Raw genomic sequence first — 18,182 nt, 5'->3', positions numbered from 1 at the left:
CGACAGGTAGACGTACCCGTAAGGGTCAGGCGTCGCTGCGCACCAACCGGTACGCGGCCCCCGCCAGCGCCAGCACGGTCCAGGCGACGAAGACGGCGAGTCCGGCCGTCGGCGACAGGGCGGTGCTGTCGTGGGTCAGGGAGAACATCGACTCGCCCGCGTGACTCGGCAGATACGGGGTGATGTTGTCCTTCCACGAACTCGGCAGGAGCGACATCAGCCCCGGGACCAGCATCAGCGTGCCGACCAGCACCGAGATGCCGCCCGCCACGGAGCGCAGCAGCGCGCCGAGGGCGGCGCCGATCACCCCGACCAGGCCGAGGTAGAGCCCCGCGCCGAGCAGGCTGCGCACCACGCCCGTGTGCGAGATCGTCATGGCGGCCGGTGTGCCGGAGACGATATTGCTGGCGATCAGGAACGCGACGAACACACCGACCGTGCCGACCACCAGCGCGACCAGGCCGAACACCGCCGACTTGGACCAGAGAACCGGCAGACGGCGCGGGACGGCGGCCAGCGTGGAGCGGATCATGCCGGTGGAGTACTCGCCCGCCGTGACCAGCACGCCGAGCACACCCAGCGCCAGCTGCGCGAAGTTCGTACCGAACAGGGAGAGGCTGACCGCGGTGGAGTCCGCCCAGTCCTTGTCCATGTGCCGGCCGGAGTCGAAGTGGGACTTGAACTGTGCCGCAGCGATGATCCCGAAGGCCACCAGGAACAGCAGACCCAGACCGAGCGTGATCCACGTGGAGCGCAGCGACCACAGCTTGGCCCACTCCGAGCGCACCACCCGGGGCCCGGTCACCCGGTAGGCCGGACGCGCGGCGGGTGCGGGCGCCGGGGCGGATGTCTCGGTCGCGGTGATGGTGCTCATGCCGCCCTCCCGGGGGTCTCGGCGTCGGCGACGACGCTGGTGGAGCCGTGGTACTCGACGGCATCCCTGGTCAGGTCCATGAACGCCTCTTCCAGCGACACCGTCCGCGCGCTCAGCTCGAAGAGCGCGATCCCGTGCTCGGCCGCCGTCAGCCCGATCTCGCGCGCCGTCAGCCCCGTCACGTGCAACTCCTCGGAGCCGGCGTGACCGGTGATGTCGACCCCGGGACCGGCCAGCGCCTCGCGCAGCCGGGCCGGATCGGCGCTGGCCACCTTCACCGTGTCGCCGCCGACCTCGCGGATCAGATCGTTCACGGTGGTGTCGGCGAGCAGCCGCCCGCGCCCCACGATGATCAAATGGTCGGCCACCAGGGCCACTTCGGTCATCAGGTGGGACGAGACGAAGACGGTACGGCCCTCGCCCGCGAGCTGGGTGAGCAGATTGCGTATCCACAGCACGCCCTCGGGGTCGAGACCGTTGACCGGCTCGTCCAGCATGATCGTCTGCGGGTCGCCGAGCAGCGCCGCCGCGATGCCGAGACGCTGGCCCATGCCGAGCGAGAACGCCCCCGCCCGCTTCTTGGCCACACTGCCCAGACCGGCCAGCTCGATGACCTCGTCGACCCGGCGGCGCGGAATGCCGTGCGTGAGCGCGAGCGCGTTGAGGTGGTTGTACGCGGAGCGCCCGGGGTGGATGGACTTGGCCTCAAGCAGCGCGCCCACCTCCTGCAACGGGGCGGCGTGCTGGGCGTATCGACGACCGCCGACGGTCACGGAGCCGCTGGTCGGGGCGTCGAGACCGACGATCAGGCGCATCGTGGTGGACTTGCCCGCGCCGTTGGGCCCGAGGAAGCCGGTGACGGTGCCGGGCCGCACGACGAAGTCGAGGTGGTCGACCGCCGTCTTCTCCCCGTACCGCTTCGTCAGCTGGTGTGCCTCGATCATCGTTCTGTCCTTCGCCTCCGGGCGCCAGACCGTCCTGGCCCGCTACACCGGCGACGCTAGGATCCCGGCGGTCGCGATCCGTGGTACCGGGGAGTGAACTCCGGCCCTTGTGTAGTACCGCGGTACTACGTGCAGGGGTGGTATGCCGGGGCGTCCGTGATGGCGAGGAACACCTGGTCCTATGGGTGAGGCTCCTTGGGGAGCAGAGGGCCGAGCGGGCCCAGGTCGATGTTGAGATCCTCCGGGCGCAGCCCGAACCTCGACCTCAGCTCGCCCATCCGGTCGTCGAGCAGCATGAGGGTGAGCCCGATGCGCTCCTCCTGATCCTCCGTCAGCTCGCCGGTCTCGACCCGCCGCAGGGCCTGGCGCTCCATGAGCTGCCGCAACAGCTCCACGACGGTCAGGACCAGCCGTGCGATATCGCGTTCCACGGTGTCGGGGTCGAGCTCCACCCGACGCCGCCGATCTGTCTGGGTACCGTTGCTCCTGTCGATGATCATGCAGTCTTCTCCGGCTCGTCGAACGGTTGGTCGGTCGGTTCGTCGGTCGGTTCGTCGAACTCCGCGAAGGGGGAGGGGACTTGGGCGCTGACCGAGCTCACGAGCGCGTTCAGGTCGATCCGTACGAGGTCCACATCCGCGATCCGCAGGGTGAGGTCGCCCGTGATGACCACGCCGCCCGCGAGCAGCCGGTCGAGCAGGTCCACCAGGGCGACCTCGTGCTGTGCGAGGACCCTGCCGCCGCCCGTCATGTCTCCCTCTCGGCGTCCTGCCCGGCCTCGCCCGCGAAGGAGTGGGGCGCCCAGGGACCGGTCAGCTCCACGCGTACGCCGTCGGTGTGCGGGGTAAGGTGCCGGACCGTCGCGACGAACTCCTCGCTCTGTTCGCGCGGCACCAGATAGGCCGCGTTGAGGATGTTCTCCCCGGGGTCGCCGGAGAGGCGGACGTTCTGCGGCCGGTGCAGGCGGCCCGCCTCGGCGCGCCCGCTGAGCTCGGTGTGCAGTGTGCGCGAGAGCGCGTCGGCCCTGCGCCACACCTCTTCGCGGGAGCGCCGCTGACCGAGGCGCCGCCGCAGATACTCCCGCCCGTCGGCCGGCCTCGCACTGGTCGGTGGCGCACCGGCCGGTGCCGGGCGGATGTCCGCGTACACCTTCACGCCCCATTCGACACGCCCGTCAAGGCGTTCCAGAGCGCGTACGAAACCGGCGCGCCCGGAGCCGAGCAGCCGGCGCACCCCGGCCTCGCCCCGGCACACCGTGGCGAGCCGGAGCGGCACCGCGCAGGTCACCGAGAACAGTGCCCCGGTCACCTCCTGGTGGGTGGTGGCGGTGGCGGCGAGCCAGTCCAGGTCCTCCAGATGGTCGCGGAGCGGGATCGCGTCGAAGTCCTCGGCGTGCACCGGGCTCACCACCGCGCACAGGCCGCGGTCTTCGACCAACCGGGGCGGTGTGCCGTCGAGGCCGCACACCCCGTCGGGCAGCGCCCCGGCGAAGGGCCGCACCACCGCGTACACGTACAGCAGATCACTCCCCATCGCGCAGCCCCTTCATGGGTTCCGATCCCCGTCCCAGCGCCTCCCGGCTCCGAGCCCTGTTGTCAGGCGGTTGTTCACGTCCAGGTATTCCTGTTCTGCAGTCGATCGAGGAGCGCGTCCTCGCGGCGGTCGAACTCGGCCTAGTCGATCTCACCGGCCATCAGCAGCTCCCCGTCCGCCAGTTCAGCCCGTGGTTCTGGTTCTGTCGTCCTGTCGTCAGTCGGTGAAGCTGTACGGGGGCAGTGGGCCGTTCACGCTCAGCAGGAGCTGGGGTGCCTCGTTGCGCAACTTGTCGACGGCCGTGAGGAAGTCGGTGGCCTTCGAGCGGTCGATCAGGAAGGAGAGGTTCGCCAGCCAGCCGGTGGACTCGGGCCCGCTGCGCCGGTCCTCGGACGCGCCCGCCAGAGCCTGCTGGATCAGCTGGGCGTCCTGCGCCTCGCGCTGCTGCACGGCGGCGGCGATCCGCTCGCCGAGCGCCAGCTTCTGATCGTATGTGCCGCCCCCGGCCTTGCGGTTGGCCTCGCTCATGGCCCGCAGCTCCGGGCTGGCCGCGAGCACCTGGTGCAGGACGGCCGCTTCGTCGTGGGCGGCCTTGATGTTGTACTCGACCTTGCCCTCCAGCGCCTCCAGCCGTTCCAGATAGCGCTGCTCGTGTTCGGCGAGCACGAACCGTACGGCCTCGTCGTCGACGGAGATACCGCCGAACCGCAGCGGCAGCACCGGGCCGCCCGCACCGGCCTCCGCGAGGACGTTCTGGTGGGCGAGCAGATCGCGACGCCTGGGCTTCAGGTCCTCGGGGGCGTCGCTCACCAGCGCCACCAACTCGCCCTGGGCGACGGTCCGCACCGGCTTCGGCGGGTCACCCACCCCGCCCATGCTCTCCGGCAGTCGGTCATGCGTACGACGCGCGATGCCGTATACGTACGTGGTCATTCCTGCTCCTCCTTGCGGCGGGAGGCGGTGCGCCGGGCGCGCGGCCTGGGCTCCGGCTCGTCTTCCTCGTGTTCCTCACGTGTCCCCTTGAAAACGTCGGCGACGGTCTGCACGGCGCCGGAGAGCGCGCCCTTGGTCTTTCCGCGGGCGCCGGACTCGGTGATCTCGCCGACCATGTCCGGCAGTCCCGCGCTGCGATGCGGCCCGGCCTCCAGGTCGAGGTCCACCTCGTACGAGGCGAGCAGGCTCATGGTGTCGGGGACGCGGGCCAGTTCGAGGACGTCGATGCACAACCGCCAGCCGTTCTCGGTCCGTTCGAAGGACGAGACGGTCTCTGCGGGCATACCGGTGAGCTCGGAGAGCTGGTCGCGGGCGGCGCACAGCACGTCCATCGCGCCGGGCAGATCGTCGTCGACGTCCAGGTCCTGATCGGGCGTCGGTTTCTTCTCGGATGCGTTCGCCATGTCCCCTCGCGGCCACTCGAATTCCTTTGACGCGGACCTCTCAGGTGCTCCGGGTAGCCCCGACCCGGCGGGCCAAACCCCGAGGTGGCACGGTCGGGTGAAGGTCGGTGGATACGGCGGCCGAAGACGGGTACTCGGGGTGCGAGTTGAATCGACGCCCGAGGGAGCGGTGATGACAACGGGCCTCGGAAACATGCGTACGCGCAGGAGCCCCCGGCCACGGAACCGCAGGTGGCCCCGGACCGGGCCGGACCGCGCGACGCTCGGCATCATCGGACTGGTCTGCGCGATCGCGGGCTTCTTCGTCCTCGGCATCATTCTCGGGCCGGTCGCCGTCGCGTGCGGCTGGCTGGGGATGGGCCGCCGCTGGAACGGCGGCGCGGAGCCGATGCCGGCGCTGGTCGCCCTGGTGCTCGGCGCCATCGACACCCTACTGGCCTTCATCTGGCTGGTCGGTGTGGCCGCCCCGGGCAACGGGCTGCTGTAGCGCCCGATACGACCTCGTACCTCGAACAGAGCTGAAGAAGCAGAGCTGAAGAGATTGGAGATCGCTGTGAGCGACATGGACATGTGGGGCTATGCCCTGACCGCCGGATTCACCACCGGCGCCGACCTGACGGGCTTCAAGGTGGAGGCCACCGACGGCAGCATCGGCAAGGTGGACAAGCACTCGGACGCGGTGGGCGCGGCCTGCATCGTGGTCGACACCGGAATGTGGATCTTCGGCAAGCATGTGCTGCTCCCGGCCGGTGTCATCTCCCGGATCGACCCGGACGAGCGCAAGATCTATGTGGCGCGGACGAAGGAAGAGATCAAGAACGCGCCGGAGTTCGACAAGGAGAAGCACCTGGGTGACCCGACCTACCACGAGAGCGTCGGCACGTACTACATGGGCATGCCGGGCCACTGAGCCGAGCGTGTGGATGCCGGGGGGTGTGGTCCGAGGGGTGAGCGTTCCAGCCGGGGGCGCTCACCCCTCCCCGTTCCTCCGCACTCCTGCTCGATGTTGACCGTCCGGTCGAGGGCTGGTTAGCGTTCGCCCCATGCGCAGGAGTCCGAGGTGACGCGACGAGAGTCCCCGATGGCCGACACCCTCAAGCGGGTTCCCACGGCCCTCGGCGAGGTGGCGGTCGCCGTGCACGGTATCGGCCCCGGCTCACCGGTCGTCCTGCTGCACGCCAACCCCGGCGACCGGCGCGACTTCGACGCGGTGGTCCCCACGCTCGCCGAACGGCACACGGTCTATTGCGTCGACTGGCCCGGATACGGCGACTCCGCCCGCCCGGCGGCCGACCGGATCTCCGCGATGGCGTACGCGTCGATCCTGCCGCAGATCCTCGACGGTCTGGGCCTGGAGCGCGCCTCCCTGATCGGCAACAGCGTGGGCGGATACGCCGCCGCACGCCTGGCCATCACGGATCCGGATCGCGTAGCCGCTCTGATCCTCGTCAACAGCGGCGGTTTCTCGCTCGTCACCCCACTGAACGCCCCGCTGATGCGGCTGATCGGGACCACGTCGGCGATGCGCCTGCTGTCGGGCCGACTGCCCCGCCGCTACCTACGTGTACGTACACCCTTCCGTACGCAGATGATCGCCCGCGACGCCGCCCGCCGCCACGACCCCGCAGCCCTGGCCACGGCGGCGGCCATCTGGCGGAGCTTCGCTGCCCCGGCCCATGACCTGCGCGCCGCCGCCTCGGCCATCACGGCGCCGACCCTGCTCTGCTGGGGCACCCGCGACCCACTGGTAGGCCGCGACGGCCGTGCCGCCCGCCGAGCGATCACCCACGCCACCTGGCACCCACTACCCACAGGCCACGCACCCTTCGCCGAGGCCCCGGAGGACTTCCTGCACGCGGTCCTGCCGTTCCTCGAACGCGGGCTTGGCGACGGCCGATGAGTTTCTTCGTGGTCCGCAGTCAAAGGTGGTGATCGGTGCGTGCACCGGTCCTACCTGCCGAGAACCCGATACGGACACCGAGGAACCCAACATGCGTACTCTCATCAGCTCCGCCTTCATCTCGCTCGACGGCGTTGTGGACTCTCCCGGCGGTGAGCCCGGTTACCGCAACTCCGGGTGGACCTTCAAGGACGTGGAGTTCCTGCCCGAGGCGTTCGAGATCAAGGGCCGGGAGCAGCAGGAGGCAACCGCGATGCTGCTCGGCCGGACCAGTTACGAGGCCTTCAGTGCGGTGTGGCCGGACATGGCGGAGTTCGCCGAGTACAAGGTGATGCCGAAGTACGTCGTGTCCACCACGCTCACCGAGGACGACCTGGTGACGAACTGGGGCGAGACCACGATCCTGCGCTCGCTCGACGAGGTCGCCGCGCTCAAGGAGACCGAGGGCGGGCCGATCATCGTGCACGGCAGCGCCGCCCTGAACCGGAGCCTCTCGGACGCCGGTCTGATCGACCGCTACCACCTGCTGGTCTTCCCGCTGCTGCTCGGCGCGGGCAAGCGGCTGTTCAGCGCCACGGACAAGGACACCCAGAAGCTGAAGCTGGTCGAGCACGAGGCGTACGCCAACGGCCTGCAGAAGAACGTCTTCGACGTCGTGCGCTGACAGCCGTGGAGCGAGTTCATCTCGCACCGCCTCCGCCGTGCAGGGCCAGCGTGTCCCACAGTTTGGTGTCCTCGAAGCCGAGGGCCCACAGGCCGGTGCCGGTGACTCCGAAGCGGGCGAGTACGGCCAGGTGTGCGGCTGAGCCGTTCGCGTCCTGGTACCAGACCTCGTGGCGCTTGCGGTCCGTGTCCGTGTACGAGAAGTGGGGGGTGCCGGACGTGGTGTCGAAGACGTACTCCGCGCCCACCCTGCGCCGCAGGACCTCCGCTTCCTGTGAAGTGACGTGCTTGGCGCGGGCGGTGGAACCCACCGTCCAGTCCCAGCCGTACGCGGGCAGCGCGACCTCCAGTTTGGCGCGGGGGACCGTGGTCGTGGCGTAGGTCAGGAACTCCTCGTACCAGGCGACGGAGGACAGTGGGCCGGGCTTGTCGAGCGCGTCGTGGAGGTTGTACCCCATGATGCGCAGACGGTCGGCGACGGTGCCGAGGTGGGCGTAGTCGTAGGCGTGACCGGTGGTGCCGGTGCGGGGCATGACGGTGATGACGCACTGTTTGGCCAGCGCGTGAAGGCGGGCGCAGAGTTCGCTGGTCAGGGCGTTGTAGCCGATACGGACCTGTTCGCGCAGGGAGGCGTCCTCGGTCTCGGTCATCCTTTCGTAGTCGAGGTCGAGGCCGTCGTACGGGCGGCTCGCGACCGTCTTCATGAGGACGTCGACGTGCGCGGTGCGCCGGACGGGGTCGTTCATGAGGGCCGCCATCGACGCGGCGTCCGGGACCTCGGTGACGGTGGGGACGACCTTGATGCCCTTGGCGTGCAGACCGTCGATGATCCGCTGCTCTCCCGCACCCGTCTCACCCCTGACGTCGGTCCCGGAGGCGGCGGTGTACCAGAAGGGGCTGACGGTGTGCAGCTGGTCGGCATGGCGCAACGCGTCGTCGTACGCGACGTCGGTGTTCCACCAGGGAAGCCAGGCCGAGACCGTACGGGCGACCGGGGGAGGAGGCACGGGAGCGGGCCGGGGAGCGGCGGCAGGCAGGGCGAGCGCGGTGGCCGTGAGGAGAGCGGTGAGTGCGGTCTTCATGGTGCCGACCCTGACGGGCGGTGAGACGCGGCCAGGTGACGGCACGTCGGGCAGACGAGTGATGGGTGAGTGCGGTTCAACAGGGCGGGCGCCGCCCGTCGCGCCGCGCGCGAGGTCTTCCGGGTCAGCAGGACGTCTCCGGGGTCAGCCGGTCGGGTAGAACTGGCGGGCCCAGCGGCGGTACTGGCCGATGGCCTCGTCGCCGGGGGCGAGACGCGGGCGTGCTTCGTAACGTTTGGTGTTCCAGATGGGCAGGTCCTGCTTGACGATCCTGAGAGCGAGTCGGTGCACGCCCTGGGCCGCGCTTCTGGTCAGCGCGGTGCGCAGGGTCGCGAGGCCGCTGCCGGGCAGCCGCTTCGGGTCGGTCACCGTGCAGGCGGTGGCGAATCGCAGACGCGACCGCCACGGTCCGGTCGGCGTGGGCAGGCTCCACACGTGGAACAGCAGGCCGAGCCGGGGCAGGGGCAGCTCGGTGCAGAGCACGCCGAGGCCCGCAAGCAGCACCTTCTGGTCGCCGAAGGGTTCCCCGCCTCTGGGGAAGCGTTCCGGGGCGATACGCAGTCGTAGGTGCAGGAGAGGTCCGTCGGGCTTCGGCGGGGCCACTTCCCGCATGGCCTGCTGGTGCAGGGCGGACAGGTGCCGGTAGTCGGCGATATTCTCGATGATCTCCTGCGGGTGGCTGGTCACGTCCGTGGCCCACCACGCCGTGGGTGCCGCGTTGGCGCCGAGTGTGTCGGGCAACTCCCAGGCGGGCGGCGCATCGTCGTGACCGTGCCAGACGAAGAGCATCCCGTTGCGTTCCCGCAGGTGATGGTGTGCCACCCGGGCACGTGGCGGCGGTCCGTCCGGGGTACGGACGCACATCCCGTCCGTGGCGAAGCCGAAACGGTGGAACGGGCAGACCAGCAACTCGCCCTCGACCGTGCCCCCGACGCCGAAGTGGGCACCCAGGTGCGGGCAGTAGGGGCGTACGGCGTGGGCGGCACCGCTGCGGGTGCGGTAGACGACGACGTCCTCGCCCATGAACCGTCGGGTGGCCACGGCTCCTCGGGCGAGTTCATGGGAGAGGGCAACGCAGAACCACCCGGCGGGGTAGGGGAGTTCAGGGCCTTGGCCGAGCGGGTCGGACAGTCGTGCTTGCGTCGTCACGAACCGTAATGAACCACGATGAGGCGCGGCGCCGGAATCGCGTACCCCGTAAACCACTCGCACCGGGGACGCTCGTCCGTACGGACTGACTGCGCTCAGGCGCCGACGTACGCCGCCAGGTGCTCGCCCGTGAGGGTGGCGCGGGCCGCGACGAGGTCGGACGGGGTGCCCTCGTAGACGATCCGGCCGCCGTCGTGGCCCGCGCCCGGGCCGAGGTCGATGATCCAGTCGGCGTGGGCCATGACCGCCTGGTGGTGTTCGACGACGATGACCGACTTGCCGGAGTCGACCAACCGGTCGAGCAGGCCGAGCAGTTGCTCGACGTCGGCGAGATGGAGGCCCGCGGTCGGCTCGTCGAGGATGTAGAGGCCGCCCTTCTCGGCCATATGGGTGGCCAGCTTGAGCCGCTGGCGCTCGCCGCCGGACAGCGTGGTGAGCGGCTGACCGAGGCTGAGGTAGCCGAGCCCGACGTCGGAGAGGCGGCCGAGGACGCGGTGTGCGGCCGGTGTGGCCGCCTCACCGGCGCCGAAGAACGCCTCGGCTTCGGTCACCGACATCGCCAGCACCTCGCTGATGTCGCGGCCGCCGAGGTGGTACTCCAGGACCGACGCCTGGTACCGCTTGCCCTCGCACTCCTCGCAGGTGGTGGCGACACCGGCCATGATCGTCAGATCGGTGTAGATGACGCCTGCGCCGTTGCAGGTGGGGCACGCGCCCTCGGAGTTGGCGCTGAACAGCGCGGGCTTCACGCCATTGGCCTTCGCGAAGGCCTTGCGAATCGGGTCGAGCAGTCCGGTGTACGTCGCCGGGTTGCTGCGCCGGGAGCCCTTGATGGCCCGCTGGTCGACCGACACCACGCCCGCGTCGGCCGGGATCGACCCGTGCACCAGCGAACTCTTGCCGGAGCCCGCCACACCGGTGACCACGCAGAGCACCCCGAGCGGGATGTCGACGTCGACGTTCCGCAGGTTGTGCGTGGCCGCGCCGCGGATCGCCAGCACGCTCGTGGGTGTCCGCACCGTCTCCTTGACGGCGGCCCGGTCGTCGAAATGGCGGCCGGTGATGGTGCCGCCGGTGCGCAGCGCGTCGACGGTGCCCTCGAAGCAGACGGTGCCGCCCGCCTGACCTGCGCCGGGACCGAGGTCGACGACATGGTCCGCGATCGCGATCGTCTCCGGCTTGTGCTCCACCACGAGCACCGTGTTGCCCTTGTCGCGCAGCCGCAGCAGCAGGTCGTTCATCCGCTGGATGTCGTGCGGGTGCAGGCCGATCGTGGGCTCGTCGAAGACGTACGTGACGTCGGTGAGCGAGGAGCCCAGGTGGCGGATCATCTTGACGCGCTGCGCCTCGCCGCCCGACAGCGTGCCCGACGACCGGTCGAGGGAGAGATAGCCGAGCCCGATCTCCACGAACGAGTCGAGAGTGCTCCGCAGCGCCGTGAGCAGCGGCGCCACGGACGGTTCCGTGAGACCGCGTACCCATTGCGCCAGATCGCTGATCTGCATCGCGCAGGCGTCGGCGATGCTGATCTTCTTGATCTTCGACGACCGGGCACCCTCGCTGAGCCGGGTGCCGTCGCAGTCCGGGCATGTGGTGAAGGTGACGGCCCGCTCCACGAACGCCCGGATGTGCGGTTGCAGCGCCTCCGTGTCCTTGGAGAGCATCGACTTCTGGATCCGGGGGACCAGACCCTCGTACGTCATGTTGATGCCCGCGATCTTCATCCTGATCGGCTCGCGGTGCAGGAAGTCGTGCAGTTCCCTCTTGGTGTACTTGCGGATCGGCTTGTCCGGGTCGACGAAGCCCGACTCGCTGTAGAGCCGGGAGTTCCAGCCTCCGCCGGTGTAACCCGGGACGGTGATCGCGCCCTCCGCGAGCGACTTGGTGTCGTCGTACAGCTGGGTGAGGTCGATGTCGGAGACCGCGCCCCGGCCCTCGCAGCGCGGGCACATACCGCCGGTGCGGTTGTAGGTCGCTTTCACGGCCTTCTGGTGGGTGCCGCGCTCGACGGTGATCGCCCCGCTCGCCCGGACCGAGGGGACGTTGAAGGCGTACGCGCTGGGCGGGCCGATGTGGGGTTTGCCGAGGCGGCTGAAGAGGATGCGCAGCATCGCGTTGGCGTCGGTGGCGGTGCCGACCGTGGAGCGGGGGTCGGCACCGATCCGCTGCTGGTCGACGATGATCGCGGTCGTCAGCCCTTCGAGTACGTCGACCTCGGGCCGCGCCAGCGTCGGCATGAAACCCTGCACGAAGGCGCTGTACGTCTCGTTGATCAGCCGCTGCGACTCGGCGGCGATCGTGTCGAACACGAGTGAGCTCTTGCCGGAGCCGGAGACACCGGTGAACACCGTCAGACGGCGCTTCGGGATCTCGATGCTGACGTCCTTGAGGTTGTTCACGCGCGCGCCGTGCACGCGGATCCCGTCGTGGCTGTCGGCGGCGTGCGACGCGGGGCTCTTGGCCTTGCTCATCGTGTCTCCAGCGGTGGGGGCGGGCCCTGGGAGACGGGCCGCCCTCGGAGGGGGGAAGTCGATGCGTTCGCACTGTAGCGGGGCCGGCGGGGTCGGCAACTCGGCGGAGACGAGGAAGCCGACGGCGGTAGGTGCTACCGCCGTCGGCCTCGAACACGCGCATCGCGGCGTTTGCCGCTGGTGGGCTACCTGTTGGCCCGGGTGGGGGAGAGCCCGTCCTCCGGCACGGCCGCAGCCGCCATCGGCCGGTTACGCAACCGCTGGGCGACCGGCAGCACTGCGGCGCCGAGGAGGAAACCGTAGACGGACACGAGGCCGTGGCCGTTCTCCTGGGCCAGCCACATCGCGAGCCCGGCCACGGGCACGCTCACCGCAAGGAGCCGCTCCTTGGTGGCGCTGCTGGTGAGCACAAGGCCCGCCGCGAGGGTGGCCGCCAGGAAATACGTCGCGCCCGAACTCCCGGCGAAGTTGCGCGGGTCGGTGCTGGGGGCGGTGTCGCCGAACAGGGCGTCGATGTGCTCGGGCAGCAGGATGCCTGCAGCGAACAGCGCCAGCATCAGCGGCCCGCGCCAGAACCACTGCGCCAGCGCGGCGATCGCGGCGAGCGTGGCGATGTTCCAGGCGCCTCCGAGGAGCCCGCCGTTCTGCATGAACACCGAGGTCACCACGCGCCACCAACCGGCCTTGCGCGGATCGCTGTCGAGGGCGTCCATCGCCCCGGACCAGAGGTGCTGCAACACCACCGCGCCGACCGCAACGGCGGTCACACCGACTGCCGCCCAGGGAATCGGCCGCTCGCGGACGGTGCCCTCACCGACCAGCGCCACGCCGCTCTTGAACATCAGCACCATCAGTGCTGCGGTCGTCAGGTTGAACAGAATTGAGTCCATGCAGGTCATCCCCCGATTGAGGACCGTTGATCCAGGTCGGCGATCACCATAGCCGGTCAACCGGTATGTGTCTGGAGGGATGAGTTCCGGGGCCGGTACCGGGAGTTGCGCACCCGCACGATGGGGTTATCCCCACCCCCGGGCGGTGGTCCGTCGGATGGGCAACGACACCCGCGTACGGAGAAGGTATGGCCAGGGAATCCGACGTCCCGGAAGTATCTGAAGCACCACCAAGGGGGAACAGTGAACCGTCCCATCGACCACACCTTCGCGCGCCGCACCCTGCTCGCCGGAGCGGCGGCCGCCGGCGCCGGAATCGTGTGGGGAACCGCGGGGCAGGCCGCTGCCGACGGGGGGAGAGGATCGGTGGGGCAACGTACGGTGGATGCCGAACTCGCCCGTCTGGAAGGGGAGTTGATCGCGCTGCGGCGGGACATCCACCAGCACCCCGAGGCTCCTGGTCAGGAGCAGCGCACCGCCGGGATCGTCGCCCGGGAGCTGCGGGCGGCCGGGCTGACCGTCACCACCGGGGTGGGCGGCACCGGCGTGGTCGGCGTCCTGCGAGGTGCGCGTCCGGGCCGGACCGTCGCGTACCGGGCGGACATGGACGCGGTGCCGCCGCAGGACATCGTCGGTGGGGGCACCGCGGTGGCCCACGTGTGCGGCCACGACATCCACACCACGGTGGCCATCGGGGTCGCCAAGGTCCTGGCACGGCTGCGGCGGCAGCTGAGCGGAACCGTGGTGTTCCTGTTCCAGCCCGCCGAGGAGGCCCTGGCCGGGGCCCGCGCGATGATCGACGCGGGCGTGCTGGAGAGCAACCGCGTCCAGGAGATCCACGCGCTGCACTGCGGACCGTTCCCGGCGGGGCAGTTCGCCGTGACACCGGGGTACGGGCTGCCGGGCCAGGACCGCGCGCAGGTGACCTTCTCGGGGCCGGACGCGCCCGATGCGGCGCGGCGCCTGGCCGCCGAGATCAGTGCGCTCGCGACGGTGGCCGTGCCTCAGTCGGCCGCCGATCTGGAGCGTATGGTCGCCGACATCCGGACGCCCGACGGGCCGCTGGCCCGGTTCGTGGCGGTCCGCGCCCGGACGCAGGACGCCAAGGTGAGCGTGTCGTACCGCTGCTGGCTGCAGGAGCGGTACGTGGAGGTACGCGAGGACATCCGGCGCCTGGCCAAGTCGTACGCGGGAAGCGGCGTGAGCTTCCCCGCCGAGCCGTTCCCGGCCATGGTGTGCCCGGAAGGCGACGCCCGCAGGGTCGCCCACCATCTGCGCCGCACGCTCGGCCCGGACGCGGTCACCGAGCTGCACGCCGCGTTCCCCTTCAACGGTGAGGACTTCGCGCTGTATTTGCAGCGACTGCCCGGCACGTACACCTTCCTCGGCGTCCGCGCCCCCGGCGCACCCATCACCACCGCTTTCCCGCACTACCCCGACTTCGCCCCGGACGAGCGCGCGATCGGCGTGGGTGTACGGGCGATGGCGGGCTGGATCGCGAAGCGGACGCACGTGTGAGATCTACGTCTACGCCGTCGTTCGTCGCAACTGTGCCGACAGATGGTGCTGCAACGGCTGGCCGACGGCCGCGAGGTCATGGACGAAGGAAAGGGTGTCGTCGTCGGTGAGGGTGTACTGGCGGCGGGTGGCGTTGACCTCCTTCGCGGTGGGCGTGATGGCCACCTCGTGGGTGGAGAGGTCCACGGTCTTGCCGGTCGCGAGGCCGACCGCGATCTCCGCGATGCCGGTGGGCTGGGTGATCAGGGCCTCCACCCGCCCGTCGGGCTGGAGCCGCCACCAGCCGCTCTCGCGGGCCGACGGCCGCAGCGGCGCACCGTCGGCGTCGAGCAGCCAGGCGCGGGCCTCGTAGCGCAGGAACGGGCGGCCGTCGTGGCTGAAGGTGACCTCCTGCGCATACGTGAAGTCCTTCTCGAGCGTCGGGTAGCCACCCTGCCCCCGACCCCGCCAACTGCCCAGCAGACCGAGCACGGGCGCGAGCAGTGCGTGCGGGGCGGGTGCCTCGTCCGGTGCGTTGCTCTCGGGGTACGGGTACTGGGGTGCGGCGTCGAACACGATGTGCGCTCCTGGGTCTGATGCGGAATGGGGCCGTTGTCAGACGGAAGCCTAGGCGTACGTACGCCGCCTTCAGCGGTGCTCGGGGTTGGGAAAGTCGAACCGGCAGCCCGCGTCCCATTCCGAGCGCTGGTTGCCGTGCGCGGGGATGCCGCCGGCCCGCTTCAGCATCGCGGCCAGGTGCATCAGGTTCCACGTCATGAACGCGGTGTTGCGGTTGGTGAAGTCGTTTTCCGGACCGCCCGAGCCGGGGTCGAGATAGGACGGCCCCGGGCCCGCCTCACCGATCCAGCCCGCGTCGGCCTGCGGCGGGATGGTGTAACCGAGGTGCTGGAGGCTGTAGAGGACGTTCATGGCGCAGTGTTTGACGCCGTCCTCGTTCCCGGTGATGAGGCAGCCGCCGACGCGGCCGTAATAGGCGTACTGCCCCTGGGAGTTGAGGATGCTGGAGCAGGCGTAGAGCCGCTCGACGACCTGCTTCATCACCGAGCTGTTGTCGCCGAGCCAGATGGGCCCGCACAGGATGAGGATGTCGGCGGCCATGACCTTCTCGTACAACTGCGGCCACTCGTCGCTCGCCCAGCCGTGCTCGGTCATATCGGGCCAGACGCCGGTGGCGATGTCGTGGTCGACGGCCCGGATGAGGTCGGTCGTCACCCCGTTCTTCTCCATGACGAGCCGACTCCTGTCGATCAGCCCCTCGGTGTTGCTCACCTCCGGCGAGCGCTTGAGCGTGCAGTTGACGAACAGGGCGCGCAGATCGTCATAGCGGTACGCGGTCGCGGACATCGGCCGACTCCTCGCAGCGGGACACAGTACGACACCAGCGTGCTCCCGATGGCGAGGCCGGGCCACCGTTCGGCGCCGAACGCGTGAGTGCCCCCGGCCCGCACCGACTCGTCGCACCGTGCGGTTTGCGCCGTTCTCGTCGGGGGAGACCAAGAAGCAGATCTCCAGTGGTGTTGGATCGTTGTACGGGGTGCGACGGTCCAAAGGCGTCGGTACGAGTCGGAGGTTGATGTGACGGTCTACGTGGACGGGATGAAGGACTACGGAGCCCTCGCGGTACGGCGTGGCCTGCCGGCCACACGCTGGTGTCATCTCACGGCGGACACCGAACGCGAGTTGCACGCCTTCGCGAAAGCACTCGGTCTGCGCCGTTCCTGGTATCAGCGCAAGGGCCCCAAGGACCACCGGTGGCACTACGACATCACCGCTCCCACCCGGGCCGAGGCCACCCGGCTGGGCGCGCGCGAGGTGGATCGGCGGTTCATGGGCCGGCTGATGATCCTCCGCAGCGAAGAGGCCGCCCGGTCCGGGCAGGGGTGAGCAGCGGGGGACCGGAGACGGGGCCCGTGCGGTCGGGCCCCTGCCCCCTCCCCTCACCGCCGTACGTCTCCCCGCGGCCGCTCCAAGGTGAACGTGTCCACCGGCGTGAGGTTCCCGTACGGGCCGTCGAAGGTGTAGTACGTGACCCGCATCCGGGTGCGGCCGGTCCGGGCGTCTCCCGGGTCGACGTCGAACGCCGCGAAGCCGTGGGTGTGCGCGCGGTCCTGGACCGCGCGCCAGGGCGCGTCCTCCGTCACGAAGATCGCCTTGCGGTGGCGGCCCTCGGTCTCCTTGCTCAGGTCGACCACGACACGCCCCTTGGGCTCCTCGAAGAGGTCGTCCTGGGTGGTCGCGAAGTTGCCGCCGTTCCCGATGATCATGTGGACGGTGCCCTGCGACGTGTCCGCGAGGTCGGTCCTGGTGGAGACAGGGATGGGCGTGCGGGCCTCGTTCGGCAGGGTGCCTCGGACCGGCAGTGAGCGCTCGTAGTAGTGCTCGTGGCCGCTGAGCACCAAGTCGACCCCGTACGCGTCGAAGAGCGGCCCCCACGCCGCGCGGATCCCGAGATCGCTTCCGCTTCCGCTACGGCTGCTGGAGATCATCGGGTGGTGCATGAACACCACGATCCAGTCGATGTCGCGGCTCGCCCGAGCCGCCTTCAACTCCCGCTCCAGCCATCGCCGTTGTGCCCCGCCCGAGTACCCGTGCACATACGTGTCACCGGTGTCCTGGATCGCCACGTCGTCGTTGGCGAGGCTGACGAAGCGGACCGAGCCGACCGTGAAGGCGTACCACAGGCCCCGGGTCTCCGGCTCGGTGGCGTTCGTGGCGCCGGGCAGTGTGAAGTAGGTCTGGTAACCGGTCACCCCCAGGGGGCCGTTGCCCTTCTCGTTCTCGCCGTTTCCGACGCACGGCATCCACGGCCGCAGCCGCGTCGAACGGCTGTTGCCGATGAACCAGTCCGCCCAGGTGGCGACCCGGTCCTGGCCGAAGACACCGGCCGCGGAGGCGTAGCACAGGTCGCCGTTGACCAGGTTGAACAGCGGGCCGACGCGCTCCACCGCGGCCACGATGTCGGCGGAGGCCGGGCTGCCGGCGTTGCTGCTGGTGTAGAGGGGGAAGCGGCCCGAGGGTGAAGGGGCGCCGCCGGTGGGCCACTTGAGGGCCCGGCGCAGGTTCGGCGCGCCCTGGTCCCCGAAGCTGGTGAAGGTGAAAGCCGTGCGCCCGCGCGGCGCCGTGGTGAACGACCCCGTCTCCGGCGCGGCGCCTTCGTGCCCGGCGGAGTACAGGTAAGTGGTGTCCGGCCGCAGCCCGGTGAGGTGGGCGTGATGGACGTACACCTCTTCGTTCGAGAGTCCGTCCCGGTATGTACGGGTCTCGGCGTCGATCACCCGGCCGACCCCTCCGTGCGGGGAGCCGAGGCGCACCTGCGGGCGGCGTACGGACTGGGGGCTGATCCAGGAGACGGTCATCTCGGAGGCGGCATCCGCGCCGAACTGGAGATGCAGCCCGGCCACGCCCGGCGCGCCCAGGCGGCTCGGCGTGCGCTGGAGCAAGGGGAGCGACGCGGGCCGCTCCTGGTCCGCGGCCTCGGCGGCCCCCGCGCCGCCGAGAGCGGTGGCGGCCGCGGCCACGGTCGAACCGGTCAGTACTGATCTGCGCGCGATCGTCATGTAACGACCTTTTCAGAGACGGAAGTTGGTCATGTGAACCATAAGACGTCATGGCGGGTCGAACCCGGAGCAGGCGCTGGTCGAGCGTCGCCCGGGCGCGGTCGCCCGGGGGGCTTCGGCCGGACCGTTGCCGAAAATACCGACCCGACCGATTACGCACTCTTTCCGCCCGTAATCCGCTGAACAGCGACCCGACCTCAATTC

Annotated in this window: 19 protein-coding genes and 1 pseudogene; 6 read left to right on the top strand and 14 right to left on the bottom strand. The window is 70.0% G+C overall.

The genetic code is table 11. The features are described from left to right. Positions 1 to 25: 25 nt before the first annotated feature. From BG418_RS11395 to gvpO, 7 genes and pseudogenes are all read right to left on the bottom strand, one after another. The gene (locus BG418_RS11395; protein ID WP_188273634.1) at positions 26 to 874 is read right to left on the bottom strand and encodes an ABC transporter permease; all 849 of its coding nucleotides are present in this window, start codon (positions 872 to 874) and stop codon (positions 26 to 28) included. Further along, entirely contained in the window at positions 871 to 1,818 is a 948-nt protein-coding gene (locus BG418_RS11390; RefSeq protein WP_188273633.1) for an ATP-binding cassette domain-containing protein, read from the bottom strand. The genes BG418_RS11395 and BG418_RS11390 overlap by 4 nt, the downstream gene beginning before the upstream one ends. Positions 1,819 to 1,997: 179 nt before the next feature. Then, entirely contained in the window at positions 1,998 to 2,318 is a 321-nt protein-coding gene (locus BG418_RS11385) for a gas vesicle protein K (protein ID WP_188273632.1), read from the bottom strand. A 59-nt stretch (positions 2,319 to 2,377) separates the two neighbouring features. After that, positions 2,378 to 2,569 (bottom strand): annotated as a pseudogene (locus BG418_RS11380) (gas vesicle protein); the annotation flags it as partial. After that, complete coding sequence (locus BG418_RS11375) at positions 2,566 to 3,351, bottom strand: GvpL/GvpF family gas vesicle protein (RefSeq protein WP_188273631.1); 786 nt, start codon at positions 3,349 to 3,351, stop codon at positions 2,566 to 2,568. The pseudogene BG418_RS11380 and the gene BG418_RS11375, both read right to left, overlap by 4 nt. Positions 3,352 to 3,567: 216 nt before the next feature. Then, the gene (locus tag BG418_RS11370) at positions 3,568 to 4,284 is read right to left on the bottom strand and encodes a GvpL/GvpF family gas vesicle protein (RefSeq protein WP_188273630.1); all 717 of its coding nucleotides are present in this window, start codon (positions 4,282 to 4,284) and stop codon (positions 3,568 to 3,570) included. Further along, positions 4,281 to 4,748, bottom strand: a complete 468-nt coding sequence (gene gvpO / locus BG418_RS11365) for a gas vesicle protein GvpO (RefSeq protein WP_188273629.1) — start codon at positions 4,746 to 4,748, stop codon at positions 4,281 to 4,283. The genes BG418_RS11370 and gvpO overlap by 4 nt, the downstream gene beginning before the upstream one ends. 172 nt (positions 4,749 to 4,920) lie before the next feature. Here gvpO and BG418_RS11360 point away from each other — a divergent pair, with 172 nt between their 5' ends. The 4 genes from BG418_RS11360 to BG418_RS11345 all read left to right on the top strand — a co-directional run bounded on the left by BG418_RS11360 (position 4,921) and on the right by BG418_RS11345 (position 7,312). Further along, complete coding sequence (locus BG418_RS11360; RefSeq protein WP_188273628.1) at positions 4,921 to 5,235, top strand: small hydrophobic protein; 315 nt, start codon at positions 4,921 to 4,923, stop codon at positions 5,233 to 5,235. A gap of 75 nt (positions 5,236 to 5,310) precedes the next feature. Next, positions 5,311 to 5,658, top strand: a complete 348-nt coding sequence (locus BG418_RS11355) for a PRC-barrel domain-containing protein (RefSeq protein ID WP_223184703.1) — start codon at positions 5,311 to 5,313, stop codon at positions 5,656 to 5,658. A 150-nt stretch (positions 5,659 to 5,808) separates the two neighbouring features. Next, positions 5,809 to 6,648: an alpha/beta fold hydrolase gene (locus BG418_RS11350; RefSeq protein ID WP_188273626.1), complete on the top strand. Its 840-nt coding sequence runs from the start codon at positions 5,809 to 5,811 to the stop codon at positions 6,646 to 6,648. Positions 6,649 to 6,739: 91 nt separating this feature from the next. After that, positions 6,740 to 7,312, top strand: a complete 573-nt coding sequence (locus tag BG418_RS11345) for a dihydrofolate reductase family protein (RefSeq protein ID WP_188273625.1) — start codon at positions 6,740 to 6,742, stop codon at positions 7,310 to 7,312. 16 nt (positions 7,313 to 7,328) lie between these two features. On the opposite strand, the gene BG418_RS11340 is transcribed toward BG418_RS11345, so the two are convergent. From BG418_RS11340 to BG418_RS11325, 4 genes are all read right to left on the bottom strand, one after another. Next, positions 7,329 to 8,393, bottom strand: a complete 1,065-nt coding sequence (locus BG418_RS11340; protein ID WP_188273624.1) for a glycosyl hydrolase family 18 protein — start codon at positions 8,391 to 8,393, stop codon at positions 7,329 to 7,331. Positions 8,394 to 8,537: 144 nt separating this feature from the next. Beyond that, positions 8,538 to 9,542, bottom strand: coding sequence for an aromatic ring-hydroxylating dioxygenase subunit alpha (locus BG418_RS11335; RefSeq protein ID WP_188273623.1), 1,005 nt, complete (start codon positions 9,540 to 9,542; stop codon positions 8,538 to 8,540). Positions 9,543 to 9,637: 95 nt separating this feature from the next. Beyond that, positions 9,638 to 12,013, bottom strand: a complete 2,376-nt coding sequence (locus tag BG418_RS11330; protein ID WP_188273622.1) for an excinuclease ABC subunit UvrA — start codon at positions 12,011 to 12,013, stop codon at positions 9,638 to 9,640. Between the two features lie 185 nt (positions 12,014 to 12,198). Further along, the gene (locus BG418_RS11325) at positions 12,199 to 12,903 is read right to left on the bottom strand and encodes a hypothetical protein (protein ID WP_188273621.1); all 705 of its coding nucleotides are present in this window, start codon (positions 12,901 to 12,903) and stop codon (positions 12,199 to 12,201) included. Between the two features lie 243 nt (positions 12,904 to 13,146). Here BG418_RS11325 and BG418_RS11320 point away from each other — a divergent pair, with 243 nt between their 5' ends. Continuing rightward, on the top strand, positions 13,147 to 14,421 hold the full coding sequence (locus tag BG418_RS11320; RefSeq protein WP_317453612.1) for an amidohydrolase: 1,275 nt from the start codon (positions 13,147 to 13,149) through the stop codon (positions 14,419 to 14,421). Between the two features lie 9 nt (positions 14,422 to 14,430). Here the strand turns inward: BG418_RS11320 and BG418_RS11315 are convergent, their stop codons facing one another. Both BG418_RS11315 and BG418_RS11310 read right to left on the bottom strand, forming a co-directional pair. After that, positions 14,431 to 14,976, bottom strand: coding sequence for an FABP family protein (locus tag BG418_RS11315; RefSeq protein WP_188273620.1), 546 nt, complete (start codon positions 14,974 to 14,976; stop codon positions 14,431 to 14,433). A 72-nt stretch (positions 14,977 to 15,048) separates the two neighbouring features. Further along, positions 15,049 to 15,765 (bottom strand): flavodoxin family protein, encoded by a 717-nt coding sequence (locus tag BG418_RS11310; protein WP_188273619.1) that lies wholly within the window; start codon positions 15,763 to 15,765, stop codon positions 15,049 to 15,051. Positions 15,766 to 15,996: 231 nt separating this feature from the next. On the opposite strand from BG418_RS11310, the gene BG418_RS11305 reads away from it, so the two are divergent. Beyond that, complete coding sequence (locus tag BG418_RS11305; RefSeq protein WP_317453611.1) at positions 15,997 to 16,305, top strand: DUF4031 domain-containing protein; 309 nt, start codon at positions 15,997 to 15,999, stop codon at positions 16,303 to 16,305. 53 nt (positions 16,306 to 16,358) lie between these two features. Here BG418_RS11305 and BG418_RS11300 read toward each other — a convergent pair whose 3' ends face one another. Beyond that, the gene (locus tag BG418_RS11300) at positions 16,359 to 17,978 is read right to left on the bottom strand and encodes a metallophosphoesterase family protein (protein ID WP_188273618.1); all 1,620 of its coding nucleotides are present in this window, start codon (positions 17,976 to 17,978) and stop codon (positions 16,359 to 16,361) included. Between the last annotated feature and the right edge of the window lie 204 nt (positions 17,979 to 18,182).

The organism is Streptomyces sp. CBMA152, from assembly GCF_014596475.1.
Taxonomy (GTDB): domain Bacteria; phylum Actinomycetota; class Actinomycetes; order Streptomycetales; family Streptomycetaceae; genus Streptomyces.
Note: the sequence above shows the minus strand (reverse complement) of the source record. Positions and strands in the feature narration are given on the sequence as shown.

What these genes read in the sequence shown, in the direction of transcription:
- BG418_RS11385 (WP_188273632.1), bottom strand. Translation starts at nt 2,318, where the DNA reads ATGATCATCGACAGGAGCAACGGTACCCAGACAGATCGGCGGCGTCGG.
- BG418_RS11370 (WP_188273630.1), bottom strand. Translation starts at nt 4,284, where the DNA reads ATGACCACGTACGTATACGGCATCGCGCGTCGTACGCATGACCGACTG.
- BG418_RS11395 (WP_188273634.1), bottom strand. Translation starts at nt 874, where the DNA reads ATGAGCACCATCACCGCGACCGAGACATCCGCCCCGGCGCCCGCACCC.
- BG418_RS11340 (WP_188273624.1), bottom strand. Translation starts at nt 8,393, where the DNA reads ATGAAGACCGCACTCACCGCTCTCCTCACGGCCACCGCGCTCGCCCTG.
- BG418_RS11375 (WP_188273631.1), bottom strand. Translation starts at nt 3,351, where the DNA reads ATGGGGAGTGATCTGCTGTACGTGTACGCGGTGGTGCGGCCCTTCGCC.
- BG418_RS11330 (WP_188273622.1), bottom strand. Translation starts at nt 12,013, where the DNA reads ATGAGCAAGGCCAAGAGCCCCGCGTCGCACGCCGCCGACAGCCACGAC.
- BG418_RS11360 (WP_188273628.1), top strand. Translation starts at nt 4,921, where the DNA reads ATGACAACGGGCCTCGGAAACATGCGTACGCGCAGGAGCCCCCGGCCA.
- BG418_RS11345 (WP_188273625.1), top strand. Translation starts at nt 6,740, where the DNA reads ATGCGTACTCTCATCAGCTCCGCCTTCATCTCGCTCGACGGCGTTGTG.
- BG418_RS11390 (WP_188273633.1), bottom strand. Translation starts at nt 1,818, where the DNA reads ATGATCGAGGCACACCAGCTGACGAAGCGGTACGGGGAGAAGACGGCG.
- BG418_RS11300 (WP_188273618.1), bottom strand. Translation starts at nt 17,978, where the DNA reads ATGACGATCGCGCGCAGATCAGTACTGACCGGTTCGACCGTGGCCGCG.
- BG418_RS11310 (WP_188273619.1), bottom strand. Translation starts at nt 15,765, where the DNA reads ATGTCCGCGACCGCGTACCGCTATGACGATCTGCGCGCCCTGTTCGTC.
- BG418_RS11355 (WP_223184703.1), top strand. Translation starts at nt 5,311, where the DNA reads ATGGACATGTGGGGCTATGCCCTGACCGCCGGATTCACCACCGGCGCC.
- BG418_RS11325 (WP_188273621.1), bottom strand. Translation starts at nt 12,903, where the DNA reads ATGGACTCAATTCTGTTCAACCTGACGACCGCAGCACTGATGGTGCTG.
- gvpO (WP_188273629.1), bottom strand. Translation starts at nt 4,748, where the DNA reads ATGGCGAACGCATCCGAGAAGAAACCGACGCCCGATCAGGACCTGGAC.